The organism is Parageobacillus caldoxylosilyticus NBRC 107762 (assembly GCF_000632715.1).
GTDB classification, from domain to species: Bacteria; Bacillota; Bacilli; order Bacillales; family Anoxybacillaceae; genus Saccharococcus; species Saccharococcus caldoxylosilyticus.
In genome coordinates, this window is the sequence record NZ_BAWO01000024.1 from 67,309 (window position 1) to 84,747 (window position 17,439).

Sequence of the window (17,439 nt, forward strand, 5' to 3'; positions counted from 1 at the left end):
TATCACCACCAGGAAACATATGTTCTATTTTACATCACTTTTTGCGCCTTGACCAGCTTATTGCTTCACCGCTTTGACCGTAGCCAGCGCTTGCTCGATGTCTTCGTAAACGATGTTGCCCACGACGACCGTATCAGCGTATTTCGCCATTTCTTTCGCCTGTTTTGCCGTTTTAATCCCCCCGCCGTAAAACAGCTGTGTTTTCATTAATACTTGTTTGACGCGCTGAACGAGCCCGGGGTCCCCATAGGAACCGCTATATTCCAAATAAAAAATCGGCAGGTGATACATATGTTCCGCCATGCGCGCATACGCGACGACATCCTCTTCCTCAAGCTCCGTGTCCGCCGCGGTAAGCATAGCTGCTTTGCAATGTTTATGTAAAATGCAATACCCTTCCATCCATATTTCATCCCAATTCATGACATCGCCAAACTGTTTCACCGCGTCGTGATGCAGATCGATGATCCACTTTGTTTCGCGGCTGTTCAGTACCATTGGGATAAAATAAAAATCAAAACCAGGGGTGATGGACTCTAGATTGGAGATTTCCAACACACATGGAACGGAAAAGCGGCGGACGCGCCCTAACAACTCCAGTACATTTTCTAATGTAACGCCGTCCGTTCCACCGACAATAATGGCGTCAGTCCCTGATTCACAAACACGTTCGAGATGTTCATCGCTAATTTCTTTGTTCGGGTCTAGCTTAAATACATGGCGCCACTCGCGAATATCATACATATAATAAAACCCTCCATTGATTTATCCATTTTTTCATTATAACAAATCGGCAAAAAGAAAAGGAGTTCCTTTTCATTGAAAGGAATCTCCTTGCTTTCATTAGGCGTTATGCGCTTCTTCGGAAGTTTGGCTTGTTTTTTCTTTAATGCGGTCTAATGCCATCGCATACGCATCGTTTCCATAGTTTAAGCAGCGTTTGACGCGCGAAATCGTTGCGGTGCTTGCTCCTGTTTCCGTTTCGATTTTATGATACGTATAGCCTTCGCGAAGCATGCGTGCTACTTCGAGGCGCTGCGCTAACGATTGAATTTCGTTGACCGTGCATAAGTCATCAAAAAAACGATAGCACTCCTCTAAATCGCGCAAAGAAAGAATCGCTTTAAACAGCTGATCTACTTCTCTGCCGCGTAATTTATCAATTTGCATAAATAGAGATCCTCCTTTACCACTTTACTATATTTAAGTCAGGAACAACGTTGGTCCATGTTTTCCCCGGCACAAAGCCGACCGGATTTCCATTTATAAACGGCAAAATGCGACCGCTGACATTTTTCCATTGTATTTTTTGTACCACACCATTTTGGAATAAGTACCCGTCTCCACCAGAATTCAGGTCAATGCTGCGCCGCCCTGCCGCATCAATCACCCGGTGTTTGGCGGCAATGACCATGATATTTTGCATGACGATCGGGTCATGCGTATCATAATCGACCGTTTGTTCTCCTGCACTATAGCGATAATAGCTTTTTTGACTCGGGACATACTTGTACTGTACTTGCGCATAGCTGCGATGCGAATACGCAATGGTAACGGTTTCCGCCTTCTCCCCTGTTGCGGCATCTTGGCGAAATGGAAGCGGCTTGACATCGTCTTGCAGCGTATAGCCGTTTTGGGCTGCCCCTTTTTCAATATTGGCAAATGTAATATAAGAATTATGCGGTGCTTTGCGGAACGAAGCCCGCTGAAACAACGTCCCATCATAAAACAAGCCGTTTAAATAATCCGTCGTTCCGTCTTCCAGTAAGGCTTTTGCCTCCGGGCTCCAGCCATGGCAAACATAGAGCGCATGATAGCCATTGCTCAAATCAATATAGTAGTCGCGCGCACTGCGTACTGGACCTACTTTTTCTGGAAATTCGCTCTGATATAATGCTAAAAAGCGTGTAATATCCCCTTCTGCCAGTATCTCATAAACGATATCTGCTTTTTGCAGCCCCGACTGCGGCCGCGCTTTGGGATGATTGTTTACCATTACCGCAATAACGCGATGGTTCACCGTCCCCTCCGCTGGCAGCCCAGTTAGTGGAAACACTTGCTGTTTGGAAATGTCCTGCTGTTTTGGCGTTTCGACGGGTGCCGGTTTCGGCGCAGGGGCTTGCTGTTTGTCTTCATGCATACAACCGTTCATGAAAAGGTACAGCACACTAAACGCAACAAACCAATATTTTTTCAACAGTCACACAACCTTTTTCTTTTTTATTTTAACGCATTATCGGCGGAAAGAGTACTGTTTTATTCATTACATCATAAATTCCTCGTTGTGTAATACGCACATAAGGTAAATGGGTCGATTGTAAAAAGAATAGAGAATAAACTGGGTCAACAAAACGATATCCGCGCTGTTTTAATAGTTCCACAAGCTTTTTCTCTTCATCAATCAGCTGTTCTACGCTTTGTTCCGATGCCATGCCATTAAGAGGCAGCGGAATTTCGTGAATGACTTCACCATTTTCCGCCAGCACTATTCCGCCGCCGATTTCGCACATTCGCTGGAAAGCAAGAAACATGTCCTGTTTGCTTTTTCCAATGAAAATAATATCGCCTGTATTGGAATACGAACTGACAAGCCCGCGGACATTCGTAGCAAAACCTTTCAAAATTGTATTTACGCGCCATTTTCCATGACGGTCCATCAGCACCAAAAAGCTTTCATCGTGATCAGTAGACAGTTCATCGCGAGAGGTATCAATCGAAATAGAATATGGTTTCATAATCACCGCGTTTTTCATATGCATTCCCATTGGCATCGAAAATTGCAAATCATCCATCGATAAATTCCAGGATAGACGAAGCGGTTCAATTCCGTAGTCGTCCCACGATATCGATGGCCATGCAATCGAGTCATCTCCCTCCCGCTTTACCCATTTTCCTTTTGCAAGCACTTGCACAGGAGTCGGATCTTCTTTTGCACGTAAAAAGTTAATGTTTGCTATTCTCCCTGTCGCAATGCTGCCGTGAAGGTGCTCAATTCCGTAATGGCGCGCAACGTTCACCGTAGCCATATTGTAAGCGTCGATGACCGGGACGCCATGTTCCAATGCAATGCGAATTAATCGGTCTATTACTCCTTCTTCATAAAAAGATGGCGGCGAACCGTCTGTCGTGAGAATAAACTTATCATATTGATGAATGCCAAGTTCCTTTATTTCTTGGAGAAGCGTCGGTAAATCCGGGCGAATGGACGAATAACGTAATGACACGGTATATCCGTGCAGGAGCCGCGTATATACTTCTGTGCCCGTCATGGCTTCATGATCGCAATCAGCACCAAGAAGCATCATTTTTGTAAGCGTTTTCTCGGAGGCTCCAGGAAAATGGCCTTCAATTTTTCGTTTCATCCGCTTTGCTTCTTGAATCCAATGGAGCATAAGATTGTCTTCGGCAAGAAGTTTCGGCCATCCCGTTAGCTCTCCACCTTGCAATACCGTTTCTTGTTCCAGCCACCGTTTTACTCTGGCGTTGGATAACTGTTCTTCTTCTCTCTCCAGCTCCGTCTGTCCATCAAATCGGCACCACCAGTACATCGATGATGGAAGCGCATTCATTTTCTGCATCAGTAAAAACGCCTGGTCATCTGACAATTGCAAAATAAGGAATAAATTATCGTTAATCAATGTTGTCGTTCCATATTTCGATGCATAGTGTGCAAACGTATGGGGATTATATAACTGAAATGAATGAGTATGCGGTTCCATATAGCCAGGAACTAACACATAACCGCTGCAATCAATGATTTCACATTGATCATCAACGTGATCGGGAAACCGCTCCCCGACGTACACAATTCGATCATGGTATATCCAAATATTTCCTTTTAACCATTCGTGAAGATATGAATGTAAATAAGTCGCATTCGTTAACAATTTTGTCGGTGATTTTTTTCCGTCAATAATCGCAACATGTTCACGTAATTCGTGACTTTTCCAACGATAACGTTGTTCGCTCATATACACCCCGTCCCTTTTTTCCTAATCATTCCATATAATCATTTTACCGCATTAAAGTCATTTTCACAATGAAAAAAGGAGGGAAAAATGGCCATGGCCAATATTGGTATCGTCAATGCACTCATTCGTATTACTTTCGGTCTGACCATGCTTGCATGGGCAACGGCAAAAATGACAAGACGTCCTTGGTGTACTTCTTACCTCATTATAGCGATGCTAGCCGCTATGAAAGTAGGCGAAGGAATCACCCGTTTTTGTCCAATGACTGCTTTATTGGAAAATTATCGCCGCGAGCAGGCGACTCGCATAAAAGAGGATGCTACAATCAATCCTACGTAAATAAAGACTGGCGTTTACATAACGCCAGTCCATTCAAAGGAGTGAATAAACATGTTGCTTGAATACATGACAGATATGTCGTTTGTGCTCGCTTCTCTTATTGGCGGCATTATCGCCCTTGCGTTTGTCTATGTGCGCCGGAAGCGCGTTCGATAGCTTTATTTCCAATATCATGGCGATAAAACAGCTGATCGCATGTAATATAGGAAATTTGCTTATATACAGTTTGTTGTGCTTGCTTTAGCGTCTCCCCTTTCGCCGCTACAAGCAGCACGCGGCCGCCGTTTGTATATAAAGTGTTATTTTCCTTCTTCGTTCCTGCGTGAAATAATAATGTGTTTTCCCCTAGCTGATCCCAGCCGCGAATAACCGCTCCGCGTTCATAGGCACCTGGATATCCTTTCGCTGCCAATACCACGCCGATGACGGCCTCCTCCGACCAACGCAGTTCCATGTTCCGCCCTTCCATTACGGCTGTGATCACTTCAATAAGGTCATTTTCCAACCGCGGCAGCACCACCTGCGCTTCCGGATCGCCAAAGCGGGCGTTAAACTCGATCACTTTCGGACCTTGACTTGTTTCCATTAATCCCGCGTACAATACTCCGGTAAACGGTCGTCCTTCTGCCGCCAATGCTTTTGCCATCGGCTGAAGGATCGTGGACAGCGCAATTTCCACCGTCTGCTTGGAAATTTGCGGCACTGGGGAGTATGCCCCCATTCCGCCCGTATTTGGCCCTTCATCATTGTCATATGCTCGCTTATGATCCTGGGCAATCGCAAGTGGATAAACATGTTCGCCATGGACAAACGCCATGAACGAAAACTCTTCGCCTTCTAAGTATTCTTCCACGACCACTTTTTTGCTCGCATCGCCAAACTGGTTTTCGATCATCATCGCCTCTAGCGCCTGGAGGGCCTCCGAAAGCGTCGCAGCGACAATCACGCCTTTTCCTGCTGCCAATCCGTCCGCTTTAATGACAATCGGCGCACCTTTTTTCTCGATATACGCTTTTGCTTCCTCATACGAAGTGAACGTCGCATGTTCGGCCGTCGGAATGCCGTATTTTTTCATCAACTCTTTGGCAAACGCTTTACTTCCTTCAATTAACGCTGCATTTTTACGTGGACCGAAAATGCGCAATCCTTCCGACTCGAAACGGTCGACGATACCGGCAAGCAGCGGCGCTTCCGGGCCGACAATGGTAAGATCGATGCCTTCCTGTTTGGCAAAGCGAACAAGCGCGTCGATCTGGTGTTCCTCAATCGGAACAAGCTCCGCAACTTGCGCGATGCCCGGATTGCCCGGGGCGGCGTATAGCTTAGTAACAAGCGGGCTTTGCGCGGCCTTCCAGGCAATCGCATGCTCCCTACCGCCGCGGCCGACAATCAATACTTTCATGACGCTCCCCCCAACTTAATGTTTAAAATGGCGGATTCCCGTAAAGACCATGGCAATTCCGTATTCATCCGCTTTGCGAATCGAATCAGCGTCGCGAATCGAGCCGCCCGGCTGGATGATGGCGGTAATGCCGGCTTTGGCCGCCGCTTCGACGGTATCGTCCATCGGGAAAAACGCATCGGAAGCAAGCACCGCTCCGTTTGTTTTCTCTCCCGCCTGTTCAATCGCGATTTTCGCCGCGCCAACCCGGTTCATTTGTCCGGCGCCAACGCCGATCGTCATTCCGTCTTTCGCCAGCACGATTGCGTTCGATTTGACGTGTTTGACCACCTTCCAGGCAAACTGCAACTGCTTCCATTCCTCTTCTGTCGGTTCACGCTTCGTCACAACTTTCAGCTCAGCATCCTCAAGCGTGTGCGTATCCGCTTCTTGTACAAGCAGTCCGCCTTGCACGGAAACAAGCATTTTTTCTTTTGTCTTTGGAGCCGCGAAATCCACTGTCAAGAGGCGAATGTTTTTCTTTTGCGTCAAAATCGCAAGCGCCTCATCGCTAAAAGATGGAGCGATGACGATTTCTAAAAAGATTTCGTGCATTTTTTCGGCCGTTGCTTTATCCACTTCGCGGTTTAAAGCGATAATGCCGCCAAAAATCGAAACCGGATCGGCCTCGTACGCTTTTAGGAACGCTTCATAAATCGTCGCACTCGTGCCGACGCCGCACGGATTCATATGCTTCACCGCCACTGCCACCGGCTCGGTAAATTCTTTGACTAATTGTAGTGCGGCGTTCGCATCATTAATGTTGTTGTACGATAATGCTTTTCCGTGCAGCTGTGTTGCTTGCGCAATCGAGAAAGAGGAACCGAGCGGTTTTTTATAAAACGCCGCTGTTTGATGCGGATTTTCCCCATAGCGCAATGCTTGTTTTTTCTCAAAAGTGACCGTTAGCGTTTCCGGATATTCTTCCCCTGTCTTGTTGGTTAAATATTCGGCAATCAGCGCATCGTATGCGGCCGTATGGCGGAATACTTTCGCCGCCAGTTTCCGTTTCGTTTCCGCGGATATATCGCCATGTTCTTTTAGCTCTTGTATGACCATATCATAGTCGGCCGGGTCCACGACGACCGTTACATAGGAATGATTTTTCGCCGCCGCTCTAAGCATCGTCGGACCACCGATATCAATATTTTCGATCGCTTCCGCAAACGTCACATCGCTTTTGGCAATCGTTTGTTGAAACGGATATAAATTGACGACCACTAAATCAATCGGAGTAATATGATGCTCATGAAGTTCAGCTTGATGGCGCTCATTGTCGCGGATCGCCAGCAACCCGCCATGAATCGCCGGATGCAATGTTTTGACGCGCCCGTCTAAAATTTCCGGAAACCCTGTCACTTCGGAAATACCAATGACGGGAATTCCCGCTTCTTCCAGCGCTTTTTTCGTTCCGCCTGTGGAGATAATTTCCACACCTAATTCCACCAATTGTTTCGCCAGCGGTACAATTCCTTCCTTGTTCGATACACTTAGCAATGCCCGTTTCACTGCCATGATCCTCGATCCTTTCTATTGATGTTCCAGTAATGTTTTTAATACAGTGGGATATAGCTCATGCTCCACTTCGTGAATCCGCGCCTCGAGCTGTTCTAGCGGCTCTCCGTCGTAAATCGGGACAGCGCGCTGTGCGATGATCGGTCCGGTATCCATTCCTTCATCAACATAATGAATGGTTACGCCGGTTACTTTTACCCCCGCCCGGTACGCCTGCCCAATCGCATCTTTGCCCGGAAACGCCGGCAACAGCGATGGATGGATATTGACGATTTTTCCTTCATAAGCAGCAAGCAGCGTCGGACCAATGAGACGCATATAGCCGGCAAGAGCGATGAAATCAATATGATGTTTTCGCAACTGGGCTAAAATCGCCTGTTCAAATTCTGCTTTAGCAACATAATCTTTCGGCGAAAAAACGAACGCAGGAATATGCTCTCGCGCCGCCCGCTCAATGACTTTCGCTCCCGGTTTGTCGCATACTAATAATGCGACGCGTGCTGGCAATATCCCCTTTTTGGCCGCATCAACAATCGCCTGAAAATTCGTGCCGCTGCCGGAGGCAAAAACAGCAAGTTGTTTCATGCCATCGCCCCTCCGACAAATGAAACTCCTTTTCCTCGTTTCACACGGCCGATGACATACGCTTTTTCTCCTAGCTCTGTGAAAAGAGCAGACACACGATCCGCCACTTCACGGTCTACTGCCAGCACCATGCCAATTCCCATATTGAAAATAGAAAACATTTCGCCGTGCTCTAGGTTTCCTTTCTCCCGCAGCAGATCAAAAATCGGCGGCACCGGCCATGAACCATCGTCAATTTCCGCGCCCAGTCCTTCCGGAAGCATGCGCGGGATGTTTTCGATAAAGCCGCCGCCCGTAATATGCGCCATTCCTTTTATATCAAATTGTTTCATCACTTGAAGAAGCGGCTTGACATAAATGCGCGTCGGCTTTAATAGCTCTTCACCGAGCGGAACCGTCAGCGGCTCATAGATGCGGTCCAATTCCAGTTTCGCCTGTTCTATCATGATGCGACGCACGAGCGAATATCCGTTGCTGTGAAGGCCGTTGGAGGCAAGCCCGATCAGCATGTCCCCTTCTTGAATATTGCTCCCCGTCACAAGCTTTGACTTTTCCGCAATTCCAACGGCAAACCCAGCGACATCATATTCCTCTTCTTCATACATTCCCGGCATTTCCGCCGTCTCTCCGCCGATCAGCGCACAACCTGCTTCAGCGCAGCCATCGGCAATTCCTTTGACAATGTGTGCGATTTTTTCCGGCACCGCTTTGCCGCACGCAATATAGTCAAGAAAAAAGAGCGGTTCTGCTCCTTGGACGACAATATCATTGACGCACATCGCCACACAATCTATTCCAATTGTATCATGCCGGTCCATCATAAACGCAACCTTAAGCTTGGTCCCCACGCCATCCGTCCCCGAAACGAGCACCGGCTCCTTATATCCAAGCTTCGATAAATCAAACATGCCGCCAAATCCACCTAACCCGCCAAGCACTTCCGGACGCATCGTTTTTTGTACGTGGGGTTTCATCAAAGAGACAGCCCGATATCCTGCTTCAATGTCCACGCCCGCTTGTTTATATGCTTTTGCCACGTCAAGTCCCCCTTTTTATTTAACCGCCGTAAACGGCAAACGCGCTCGGCTGACATTGGTCGGGTAGTTTCCGGTAAAACAGGCCAGGCATTGCCCGTGTAATGGCAGATGATCCGGCCGACCAATCGCCTCTAACAGCCCTTCTTGACTTAAAAATGCTAACGAATCGGCGCCAATGATTTGGCGGATTTCCTCGACTGTATACTTGGACGCAATCAACTCTTCGCGCGTCGATGTATCAATTCCGTAAAAACATGGATGTGTAATCGGCGGCGCGCTAATTCGGACGTGCACTTCCGTCGCCCCCGCTTCACGAAGCATCGCCACAATCCGTCTGCTTGTCGTACCACGCACAATCGAATCATCGACCATTACTACGCGTTTTCCGGCGACCACGCCGCGCACCGGCGACAGTTTCATTTTCACCCCTTGCTCCCGCAATGACTGGGACGGCTGAATAAACGTACGTCCGACGTAACGGTTTTTAATCAGCCCAAGCTCATACGGAATGCCGGTCGCCTCCGCGTAGCCGATCGCAACAGAAATGCTTGAATCGGGCACACCGGTGACAATGTCCGCTTCTGCCGGCGCCTCTAGCGCCAGTCGTTTCCCTAAATTTTTTCTTGCCGTATGAATGTTAATGCCATCCACATTGCTGTCTGGACGGGCGAAATAAATATATTCCATGCTGCAAATCGAACGTGGCCGCATCGGGGCGAACCGTTCGGAACGCATTCCTTCGCCACTAATGATAATTAATTCTCCCGGCTCGACTTCCCTTTCGTACGTGGCGCCGATCACATCAAAGGCACACGTCTCGGAAGCAACGACATAGGCGTCGCCAAGCCTTCCGATCGAAAGCGGACGAAATCCGTGTGGATCAAGGGCGATGTATAGCTCCTTTTCCGTCAATAACAGGAACGCAAATGCTCCTTCCACATAGGCGAGCGCCTCTTTTACCTGCTCTTTGAACGTCGGCGCCTGGCTGCGGCGAATGAGATGGGCCAGCACTTCCGTATCGGAAGTCGTTTGGAAAATGCTACCCTGCGCCTCAAGCTGCAGTTTTAAATCGATTGCATTCGTAAGATTGCCGTTATGGGCAAGGGCAATGCTTCCCGTTTGCGAGCGGAACAGAAGCGGCTGGACGTTTTCATAGCCTCCTCCCCCTGCTGTTGAGTAGCGAACGTGGCCGATTGCTGCCGCTCCATTTAGCGCTTGAAGCACCTCGTTGTGAAACACTTCGGTGACAAGACCCAACCCTTTATGGCTTTGCAGCGTTCCTTGATGGACAACGACGATCCCTGCTCCTTCCTGGCCGCGGTGCTGAAGGCTATGCAAGCCGTAATACGTGAGCTGCGCCGCGTTTTCATGTCCCCAAATGCCGAAAATGCCGCACTCTTCATTTAATCCTTTGATTTCAGCAAGCATGGAATAGCCCCTTTCCACACGCTTCTCATTTCTGCGACGGAAAGTTTGATGACTGCTTCTCCGTTTACGCTCTCAATAAGAAGCGTATTGTCGTCGGTTACCTCACCGATTTGCTTTGCTTCCACCAATTGCTCAAACGTTTCGCGATGTTCTTTTTTCACGGAAACGATAAACCGCGATTGTGTTTCACTAAATAGCTCGCTAGTCACATCCCCGGCGATCGTGACTTTCGCGCCAAGTCCATCCGCGCCCATCAAACATTCAGCCAAGGCAACAGCAAAACCACCTTCCGCAATATCATGCGCCGATGCGATCACTCCTGCCTGGATCGCTGTTAACAGTTGTTTTTGCCGTTTTGCTTCCACTGTTAAATCAATGGCTGGCGCTGGACCAAAAATGCGGCCTTCGAGCCATTTTTGCAGCTCGCTTCCGCCAAACTCCGGCTGCGCTTCGCCGATGACATAAATAAGATCGCCCGCACGTTTAAATGATTGCGTCGTAATATGACGAATGTCTTCAATAAGACCGACCATTCCGACAACCGGAGTCGGATAAATCGCTTCTCCGTTCGTTTCGTTATATAAAGAAACGTTCCCGCCGATGACCGGAGTTTCCAACGCACGGCAAGCGGCGCTCATTCCATCGACCGCTTTTTCGAGCTGCCAGAAGATTTCCGGTTTTTCCGGGCTTCCGAAATTTAGGCAATCCGTCAGTGCCAGCGGTTTGGCACCGGAACAGACCACATTTCTCGCCGCCTCGGCTACAGCAATTTTCCCGCCAGTTTCCGGATCTAAATAAAGGTAGCGCGAGTTGCAGTCTGTTGTCATCGCCAACGCCTTATTCGTGCCGCGAATGCGCACAACCGCCGCATCCGATCCTGGCGCAACCACCGTATTAGTTCGTACCATATAATCGTATTGATCATATACCCATTCTTTGCTGGCGATCGTCGGCTGCGCCAGCAACGCCAGCAGCGTTTTTGCATAGTCGGTGACAACAGGAACATACGGCTCCATCGCTTGGAACTCGCGATAATAGGCTGGCTCTTTTGCTGGTTTATGATAAACCGGCGCATCCTTTGCCAAGGCGTCTACCGGAATCTCGGCGACGACCTCGCCGCGGAAATAGAGGCGGAGCATTTTATCATCTGTCACTTTGCCGATCGCTTTTGCTTCCAAGCCGTATTTGGCGAACAAATCGTAAATTTCTTGCTCGCACCCTTGTTTGACGACAAGCAGCATCCGCTCCTGCGATTCCGAGAGCATCATTTCATACGGCGTCATACCCGCCTCACGCTGCGGCACCAGATCCAAATTCATTTCAATGCCAAACCCGCCTTTGCTCGCCATCTCCGCCGAAGAGCTCGTCAACCCAGCCGCACCCATATCTTGAATGCCAACAAGCGCATCGGATTTCACTACTTCCAAACAAGCTTCAAGCAATAATTTTTCCATAAACGGATCGCCGACTTGCACAGCAGGCCTTTTCGCCTCCGATTGTTCCGTCAACTCCTCCGAAGCAAACGTCGCGCCGTGGATGCCGTCACGCCCTGTTTTCGCCCCTACATACATGACGGTGTTTCCTACCCCAGTTGCTACGCCGCGTTGAATGTCTTCATGGCGAATAATACCGACGCACATCGCATTGACAAGCGGGTTGCCTTCATAAGCAGGATCAAACTGCACTTCGCCGCCGACGGTCGGAATGCCGACACAATTGCCGTAACCAGCGATCCCAGCCACTACATTTTCAAATAGATACTTGACACGCGGGGACATTAACTCCCCGAAGCGAAGCGAATTTAATAACGCAATCGGGCGCGCCCCCATCGAAAAGACGTCGCGGATGATACCACCGACACCGGTCGCCGCCCCTTGATACGGCTCAATTGCCGACGGGTGGTTATGGCTTTCGATTTTAAATGCCACCGCCAAGCCGTCGCCGATATCCACGATGCCCGCTCCTTCGCCCGGGCCTTGAAGCACATGCTTTCCTTCCGTTGGAAACTTTTTTAATACCGGCTTCGAATTTTTGTAGCTGCAATGCTCGGACCACATGACAGAAAAAATCCCTGTTTCTGTGTAATTCGGCAGGCGGCCCAAAATCTTTTCGATCATCGCAAATTCTTCGTCCGTCAGTCCCATTTCCCGATATAATTTTTCGTCTTTAATCACTGTTGGACTTGGCTCAAGCAGTAATGACATGTGTTTCCCTCCAGTATTTCACGATCGATTGGAACAGCTTCAACCCGTCAGCGCTGCCAAGCAGCACATCCACCGCCCGCTCCGGATGCGGCATCATGCCAAGTACATTACCTTTTTCATTGACAATTCCGGCAATATCGGATAAGCTTCCATTTGGATTTTCTCCGTAATAGCGAAAAACGATTTGCCGATTTTCGATCAGTCGCTTTAGTGTTGGTTCATCACAATAATAATTGCCTTCGCCATGGGCGATCGGGATCGTAATGATTTCGCCTTGTTCGTACGAAGACGTAAACATCGTTTCATTGTTTTCTACTTTTAACGACACCGGGCGGCAAATAAACTTCAGACTGTTATTGCGGCGCATTGCCCCCGGAAGCAGCCCTGCTTCTAGCAAAATTTGAAACCCGTTGCATACGCCTAATATCGGCTTCCCTTCATCTGCCGCTTTTTGGACCGCCTTCATGACGTTGGAGAAGCGGGCGATCGCTCCGGAGCGAAGGTAGTCGCCGTATGAAAACCCTCCCGGCAGCAAAATCGCGTCAAAACGGTCAAGGTTTTCCTCATCATGCCATACGTATTCGACTTCTTCTTGCAACTCATCAGCAATCGCATGATACATATCAACATCACAATTTGACCCTGGAAACACGATCACAGCAAATTTCACTGCACGACTACCTCCTCAATTTCATAACGGTAGTCTTCAATAACCGTATTGGCTAACAGCTTTTCACACATTTCCCGCACCAGTTTGTCGATATCGCGGTCGCTTTTCTCGATGACAAGCTCCATAAATTTCCCGATCCGCACGTCCTGCACTTCTGTATACGATAAGCTATGCAGCGCGCCTTTGACCGCCGTTCCTTGCGGATCAAGCACACTTTCACGCAACGTCACATATACCTTTACTTTATACATGCTGATTCTCCCCCTAATCGTTGTAAAATCGCTTCGTATGCATCCGTTAAGCTTCCTAAATCGCGGCGGAACACATCTTTATCCAGTTTTTCGTTCGTTTCCATATCCCACAGGCGGCACGTATCCGGCGAAATCTCATCGGCAAGCAATATTTCACCTTTTGCATCGATGCCAAATTCCAGTTTAAAGTCAACCAGTCGCACCCGCCGCGCGGCAAAGTGCTGCGTCAATACGTCATTAACCTTGAAAGCCAGTTCCTTCAAAACGGCAATCTGCTCTGAGGTGGCCAGCTTTAATATGGCGATGTGATCTTCTAATAAGAGAGGATCACCAAGGTCATCATTTTTGTAATAAAATTCGATAAGAGGTTTTTCCAGAGGGGTGCCTTCTGCGATGCCAAGCCGCTTCGCCAGACTCCCGGCCACAACGTTGCGGACAACCACTTCAAGCGGGATGATCGTCACTTTTTTGACAAGTTGCTCGGTAGCAGATACCTTTTGCAGAAAATGATTCGGAATTCCCGCCTCGCAAAGCTTAGAAAATAGCAAACTAGCAATTTCGTTATTTAAGCGTCCTTTGCCGGCAATCGTCGCTTTTTTCTCTCCGTTGAACGCCGTCGCGCTGTCTTTATATTCCACCCACAACGTATTCTCCTCATCCGTCGTATACACTTTTTTTGCCTTTCCTTCATATAGCAATCCTAGTTTTTCCACCATTTCCCAGGCCTCCGATACAGAATATTGGCAATTTTCTTTAGTGCAGATCGGCAAGAAGCTACTTGCCGATCTGCCGTTACGCTAACCCTAACCGTGCAAAAATCGTATCGATATGCTTTAAGTGGTAGCGATAATCAAAGCAATCGTCGAGCTGTTCTTTTGTCAAACGGCTTGTAATCCGCTCGTCCGCTTCAATCAAGGAACGGAACGGCACTTGTTTTTCCCATGCTTCCATCGCTTTCGGCTGCACTAAATCATACGCTTCTTCCCGCGTCATCCCCGTGTCGATAAGGGCGAGCAGGACCCGTTGCGAATAAATCAATCCTAACGTACGGTCCATGTTTTTCTTCATGTTTTCCGGGTAAACTCTCAAGTTCTTGACAATGTTGGCAAAGCGGTTGAGCATATAGTTTAGAGCGATCGTTGCATCCGGCAAAATAATGCGTTCAGCAGAAGAATGGGAAATATCGCGTTCATGCCAAAGCGGAACATTTTCGTACGCCGTCAGCATATACCCTCGGATGACGCGCGCCATTCCCGTCATGTTTTCCGAACCAATCGGATTGCGCTTGTGCGGCATCGCCGATGAACCTTTTTGTCCTTTCGCAAAAAACTCTTCCACTTCCCGCACTTCGCTTTTTTGCAGCCCACGAATTTCAACGGCAAATTTTTCAATCGATGTCGCAATCAGTGCCAGCGTCGCCATATAATACGCATGGCGGTCGCGCTGCAGCGTTTGTGTGGAGATCGGCGCTGGTTTCAATCCTAATTTTTCGCACACATATTGCTCCACAAACGGATCGATGTTCGCATACGTCCCGACCGCGCCAGAAATTTTGCCGACACGCACCGTTTCCGCCGCTTGTTTAAACCGTTCTAAATTGCGCAGCATTTCCGCATACCATAATGCCATTTTCAGGCCAAATGTTGTCGGTTCCGCGTGAACGCCGTGCGTGCGCCCCATCATGACCGTATATTTATGCTCCAACGCTTTCTCTTTCAATACTTGAATAAGATTTTCCAAATCTCTTAATAAAATTTCGTTCGCTTGTTTTAGTAAATAAGACAGGGCGGTGTCCACGACGTCAGTCGATGTCAGCCCATAATGCACCCACTTTCGTTCTTCGCCTAACGTTTCTGAAACAGCGCGCGTAAACGCCACGACATCATGGCGCGTTTCTTCTTCAATTTCTTTAATGCGCGCGATATCAAACGAAGCGTTTTGGCGGATGCGCTCGACATCTTCTTTTGGAATGACGCCAAGCTCTGCCCACGCCTCACAAGCTAAAATTTCCACTTCCAGCCATGCTTTAAAGCGGTTTTCTTCCGTCCAAATTGCTCCCATTTCCGGTCTTGTGTAACGTTCGATCATACGTATTCTTGCCTCCGATCCTTCCAAATTTGCCACGAATCCACCATTTCCAGCGCATCATCCACACGCTCGGCAAGCACCGTGACATGCCCCATTTTTCGCTTCGGTTTTGCCTCTTTTTTGCCGTACAGGTGCAAATGCGCCGCACCAAGCTTTCCAATATTTTGCCGTATCGGCTCGACATGCTCCCCTAAAATATTGACCATGACAGCCGGCTTTAGCAAGGCGGTGCTTCCTAACGGCCAATTGCAGATGGCGCGGATATGCTGCTCGAATTGGGACGTCGCACAAGCATTAATTGTATAATGACCTGAGTTGTGCGGTCTAGGGGCAAGCTCATTAATATAAATATCCCCTTCTTTTGTCAAAAACATTTCGACTGCCAGCGTTCCGACTAAAGAAAAGTAATCGGCGAGCGTTTCCGCATAGCGCATTGCTTTTTTTGCGACATCCGCAGCAATGCGCGCCGGGGCAATGGTCTGATGCAAAATATTATCGATATGAATGTTTTCTGCAACCGGAAATGCCGCCATCTCACCGAACCCATTTCTTGCGACGATCACGGAAATTTCTTTGTCAAATGAAATCCAGCTCTCCAATACGCAAGGACCAATTTCTAACAAAGAAAGCGCCGGTTCCATATCTTCTTGGCAGCGAATCACGTGTTGCCCTTTCCCATCATAGCCGCCACGGCGCGTTTTCAACACACACGGAATACCGATTTTTTCAACTGCAAAAGCAAGCTCTTCTTTCGTCTGTACTTCCGCATATGGAGCGACGGGAAGACCTGCAGCGATGATCTCCCGTTTCTCGGCCGCGCGATCTTGTGTGACGGCGAGCAACTGGCTTCCCTGCGGCACATAGGCGTGTTCAACGAGCCAATGTAAAGCATTAGCATCAATATTTTCAAATTCATACGTAATCACATCGCTTACTTTCGCCAGCTCTGCAATCGCCCCGCGGTCGCTATATTCGGCAGTAATTTCGATATCAGCCACCTGGCCACAAGGGGAATCAGGTGTTGGGTCGAGCACGGCGATACGAAACCCCATTGCTTTTGCCGAAAGCGCCATCATCCGTCCAAGCTGTCCGCCGCCGATAATTCCGATCGTCTGTCCGGGAAGGACTTGCCGCTTATCCAAGTTGATCACTACTTTCCATCACCTGTTTTTTTATTTGCTCTCTTCGCTCCTTTAACGCCTCCATGTATTGCGGATCATGAATGCCTAATATGGCAGCTGCTAAAAGCCCCGCGTTTGTCGCTCCCGCCTTTCCGATGGCAACGGTGGCGACTGGGACCCCGCCAGGCATTTGCACAATCGATAGAAGGGAATCTAACCCGTTCAACGCTTTTGACTGCACCGGCACGCCAATAACAGGGATGGTTGTTTTCGCTGCTACCATTCCCGGCAAGTGGGCTGCTCCGCCCGCTCCTGCGATAATCACCTTAATACCTCTTTCCTCTGCTGTTTCGGCATACTCAAACATATAATCAGGCGTTCGATGGGCAGAAACGACCTTTTTCTCAAATGGAATTTGCAACTCCTCTAATATATCACAAGCATATTTCATCGTTTCCCAGTCTGAATGGCTGCCCATAATTACTCCAACAAGCGGCGGCATAGAATATTCACTCCTTTATCATTCATAACAAAGCCCAGAGCGTACGTTCCCCTCCTTGATAAGGGAAAGTATCGCTCTGGGCATACTCCGACCATCTTGTCGAAAAAAAGCCAAACCGATCCTTTCCCTCATAGTCCAATAATTTACGGTTATTGGGTAGAGACTTTTGGGCCATATTCCCAAAATTATATGAGGGATCATCGACACTATGAAGTTACTATTATCTTAACAATATTTTTCATGAACTGTCAACAAAAATCGAACATTTAATTTATATATAATATAAA

At 48.4% G+C, this 17,439-nt stretch carries 18 protein-coding genes and 1 riboswitch; of the genes, 2 read left to right on the forward strand and 16 right to left on the reverse strand.

The genetic code is table 11. From position 1 onward, the window contains the following. Nucleotides 1-57: 57 nt before the first annotated feature. The 4 genes from pcrB to GCA01S_RS08100 all read right to left on the reverse strand — a co-directional run bounded on the left by pcrB (nucleotide 58) and on the right by GCA01S_RS08100 (nucleotide 3,971). Nucleotides 58-744 carry a heptaprenylglyceryl phosphate synthase gene (pcrB, locus tag GCA01S_RS08085; RefSeq protein ID WP_017434407.1) on the reverse strand — a complete coding sequence of 229 codons (687 nt, stop codon included), beginning with the start codon at nucleotides 742-744 and terminating at the stop codon, nucleotides 58-60. Nucleotides 745-843: 99 nt separating this feature from the next. Then, the gene (locus tag GCA01S_RS08090; protein WP_017434408.1) at nucleotides 844-1,170 is read right to left on the reverse strand and encodes a YerC/YecD family TrpR-related protein; all 327 of its coding nucleotides are present in this window, start codon (nucleotides 1,168-1,170) and stop codon (nucleotides 844-846) included. Between the two features lie 16 nt (nucleotides 1,171-1,186). Further along, nucleotides 1,187-2,152 (reverse strand): DUF3048 domain-containing protein, encoded by a 966-nt coding sequence (locus tag GCA01S_RS08095; RefSeq protein ID WP_042408941.1) that lies wholly within the window; start codon nucleotides 2,150-2,152, stop codon nucleotides 1,187-1,189. Between the two features lie 73 nt (nucleotides 2,153-2,225). Next, nucleotides 2,226-3,971: an adenine deaminase C-terminal domain-containing protein gene (locus GCA01S_RS08100; protein ID WP_042408910.1), complete on the reverse strand. Its 1,746-nt coding sequence runs from the start codon at nucleotides 3,969-3,971 to the stop codon at nucleotides 2,226-2,228. 93 nt (nucleotides 3,972-4,064) lie between these two features. Between GCA01S_RS08100 and GCA01S_RS08105 the strand changes: the two genes are divergently transcribed. Next, nucleotides 4,065-4,310, forward strand: coding sequence for a YgaP family membrane protein (locus tag GCA01S_RS08105; protein WP_026078391.1), 246 nt, complete (start codon nucleotides 4,065-4,067; stop codon nucleotides 4,308-4,310). Nucleotides 4,311-4,361: 51 nt separating this feature from the next. Beyond that, a complete protein-coding gene (locus tag GCA01S_RS21285) occupies nucleotides 4,362-4,466 on the forward strand; it encodes an EYxxD motif small membrane protein (RefSeq protein ID WP_323755019.1) in 105 nt (34 codons plus the stop codon). On the opposite strand, the gene purD is transcribed toward GCA01S_RS21285, so the two are convergent. The 12 genes from purD to purE all read right to left on the reverse strand — a co-directional run bounded on the left by purD (nucleotide 4,420) and on the right by purE (nucleotide 17,152). After that, nucleotides 4,420-5,712, reverse strand: a complete 1,293-nt coding sequence (gene purD / locus GCA01S_RS08110) for a phosphoribosylamine--glycine ligase (protein ID WP_042408913.1) — start codon at nucleotides 5,710-5,712, stop codon at nucleotides 4,420-4,422. The genes GCA01S_RS21285 and purD overlap by 47 nt on opposite strands. A gap of 15 nt (nucleotides 5,713-5,727) precedes the next feature. Beyond that, nucleotides 5,728-7,266, reverse strand: coding sequence for a bifunctional phosphoribosylaminoimidazolecarboxamide formyltransferase/IMP cyclohydrolase (gene purH, locus GCA01S_RS08115; RefSeq protein ID WP_042408915.1), 1,539 nt, complete (start codon nucleotides 7,264-7,266; stop codon nucleotides 5,728-5,730). Between the two features lie 15 nt (nucleotides 7,267-7,281). Next, complete coding sequence (gene purN, locus GCA01S_RS08120; RefSeq protein ID WP_017434414.1) at nucleotides 7,282-7,851, reverse strand: phosphoribosylglycinamide formyltransferase; 570 nt, start codon at nucleotides 7,849-7,851, stop codon at nucleotides 7,282-7,284. Then, nucleotides 7,848-8,888, reverse strand: coding sequence for a phosphoribosylformylglycinamidine cyclo-ligase (purM, locus tag GCA01S_RS08125; protein ID WP_042408918.1), 1,041 nt, complete (start codon nucleotides 8,886-8,888; stop codon nucleotides 7,848-7,850). The genes purN and purM overlap by 4 nt, the downstream gene beginning before the upstream one ends. 15 nt (nucleotides 8,889-8,903) lie before the next feature. Further along, the gene (gene purF / locus GCA01S_RS08130) at nucleotides 8,904-10,316 is read right to left on the reverse strand and encodes an amidophosphoribosyltransferase (protein WP_042408921.1); all 1,413 of its coding nucleotides are present in this window, start codon (nucleotides 10,314-10,316) and stop codon (nucleotides 8,904-8,906) included. Further along, nucleotides 10,292-12,520 (reverse strand): phosphoribosylformylglycinamidine synthase subunit PurL, encoded by a 2,229-nt coding sequence (gene purL / locus GCA01S_RS08135; RefSeq protein WP_042408924.1) that lies wholly within the window; start codon nucleotides 12,518-12,520, stop codon nucleotides 10,292-10,294. The genes purF and purL overlap by 25 nt, the downstream gene beginning before the upstream one ends. Continuing rightward, nucleotides 12,504-13,190, reverse strand: coding sequence for a phosphoribosylformylglycinamidine synthase subunit PurQ (gene purQ, locus GCA01S_RS08140; RefSeq protein WP_017434418.1), 687 nt, complete (start codon nucleotides 13,188-13,190; stop codon nucleotides 12,504-12,506). The genes purL and purQ overlap by 17 nt, the downstream gene beginning before the upstream one ends. Next, nucleotides 13,187-13,441 (reverse strand): phosphoribosylformylglycinamidine synthase subunit PurS, encoded by a 255-nt coding sequence (gene purS, locus GCA01S_RS08145; RefSeq protein ID WP_017434419.1) that lies wholly within the window; start codon nucleotides 13,439-13,441, stop codon nucleotides 13,187-13,189. The genes purQ and purS overlap by 4 nt, the downstream gene beginning before the upstream one ends. After that, a complete protein-coding gene (gene purC, locus GCA01S_RS08150) occupies nucleotides 13,429-14,157 on the reverse strand; it encodes a phosphoribosylaminoimidazolesuccinocarboxamide synthase (RefSeq protein WP_042408927.1) in 729 nt (242 codons plus the stop codon). Before purC ends, purS begins: the two co-directional genes overlap by 13 nt. 76 nt (nucleotides 14,158-14,233) lie before the next feature. Next, the gene (gene purB / locus GCA01S_RS08155) at nucleotides 14,234-15,529 is read right to left on the reverse strand and encodes an adenylosuccinate lyase (RefSeq protein ID WP_042408930.1); all 1,296 of its coding nucleotides are present in this window, start codon (nucleotides 15,527-15,529) and stop codon (nucleotides 14,234-14,236) included. After that, nucleotides 15,526-16,680, reverse strand: a complete 1,155-nt coding sequence (gene purK, locus GCA01S_RS08160) for a 5-(carboxyamino)imidazole ribonucleotide synthase (RefSeq protein WP_017434422.1) — start codon at nucleotides 16,678-16,680, stop codon at nucleotides 15,526-15,528. Before purK ends, purB begins: the two co-directional genes overlap by 4 nt. Beyond that, on the reverse strand, nucleotides 16,664-17,152 hold the full coding sequence (purE, locus tag GCA01S_RS08165; RefSeq protein WP_017434423.1) for a 5-(carboxyamino)imidazole ribonucleotide mutase: 489 nt from the start codon (nucleotides 17,150-17,152) through the stop codon (nucleotides 16,664-16,666). Before purE ends, purK begins: the two co-directional genes overlap by 17 nt. A gap of 111 nt (nucleotides 17,153-17,263) precedes the next feature. Further along, a riboswitch (purine riboswitch) is annotated at nucleotides 17,264-17,365 on the reverse strand. Between the last annotated feature and the right edge of the window lie 74 nt (nucleotides 17,366-17,439).

Coding starts and splice junctions, on each gene's coding strand:
- purF (WP_042408921.1), bottom strand. CDS start 10,316: ATGCTTGCTGAAATCAAAGGATTAAATGAAGAGTGCGGCATTTTCGGC.
- purL (WP_042408924.1), bottom strand. CDS start 12,520: ATGTCATTACTGCTTGAGCCAAGTCCAACAGTGATTAAAGACGAAAAA.
- purC (WP_042408927.1), bottom strand. CDS start 14,157: ATGGTGGAAAAACTAGGATTGCTATATGAAGGAAAGGCAAAAAAAGTG.
- purE (WP_017434423.1), bottom strand. CDS start 17,152: ATGCCGCCGCTTGTTGGAGTAATTATGGGCAGCCATTCAGACTGGGAA.
- GCA01S_RS08105 (WP_026078391.1), top strand. CDS start 4,065: ATGGCCAATATTGGTATCGTCAATGCACTCATTCGTATTACTTTCGGT.
- purH (WP_042408915.1), bottom strand. CDS start 7,266: ATGGCAGTGAAACGGGCATTGCTAAGTGTATCGAACAAGGAAGGAATT.
- GCA01S_RS21285 (WP_323755019.1), top strand. CDS start 4,362: ATGTTGCTTGAATACATGACAGATATGTCGTTTGTGCTCGCTTCTCTT.
- purD (WP_042408913.1), bottom strand. CDS start 5,712: ATGAAAGTATTGATTGTCGGCCGCGGCGGTAGGGAGCATGCGATTGCC.
- purB (WP_042408930.1), bottom strand. CDS start 15,529: ATGATCGAACGTTACACAAGACCGGAAATGGGAGCAATTTGGACGGAA.
- pcrB (WP_017434407.1), bottom strand. CDS start 744: ATGTATGATATTCGCGAGTGGCGCCATGTATTTAAGCTAGACCCGAAC.
- GCA01S_RS08095 (WP_042408941.1), bottom strand. CDS start 2,152: ATGAACGGTTGTATGCATGAAGACAAACAGCAAGCCCCTGCGCCGAAA.
- GCA01S_RS08090 (WP_017434408.1), bottom strand. CDS start 1,170: ATGCAAATTGATAAATTACGCGGCAGAGAAGTAGATCAGCTGTTTAAA.
- purN (WP_017434414.1), bottom strand. CDS start 7,851: ATGAAACAACTTGCTGTTTTTGCCTCCGGCAGCGGCACGAATTTTCAG.
- purS (WP_017434419.1), bottom strand. CDS start 13,441: ATGTATAAAGTAAAGGTATATGTGACGTTGCGTGAAAGTGTGCTTGAT.
- GCA01S_RS08100 (WP_042408910.1), bottom strand. CDS start 3,971: ATGAGCGAACAACGTTATCGTTGGAAAAGTCACGAATTACGTGAACAT.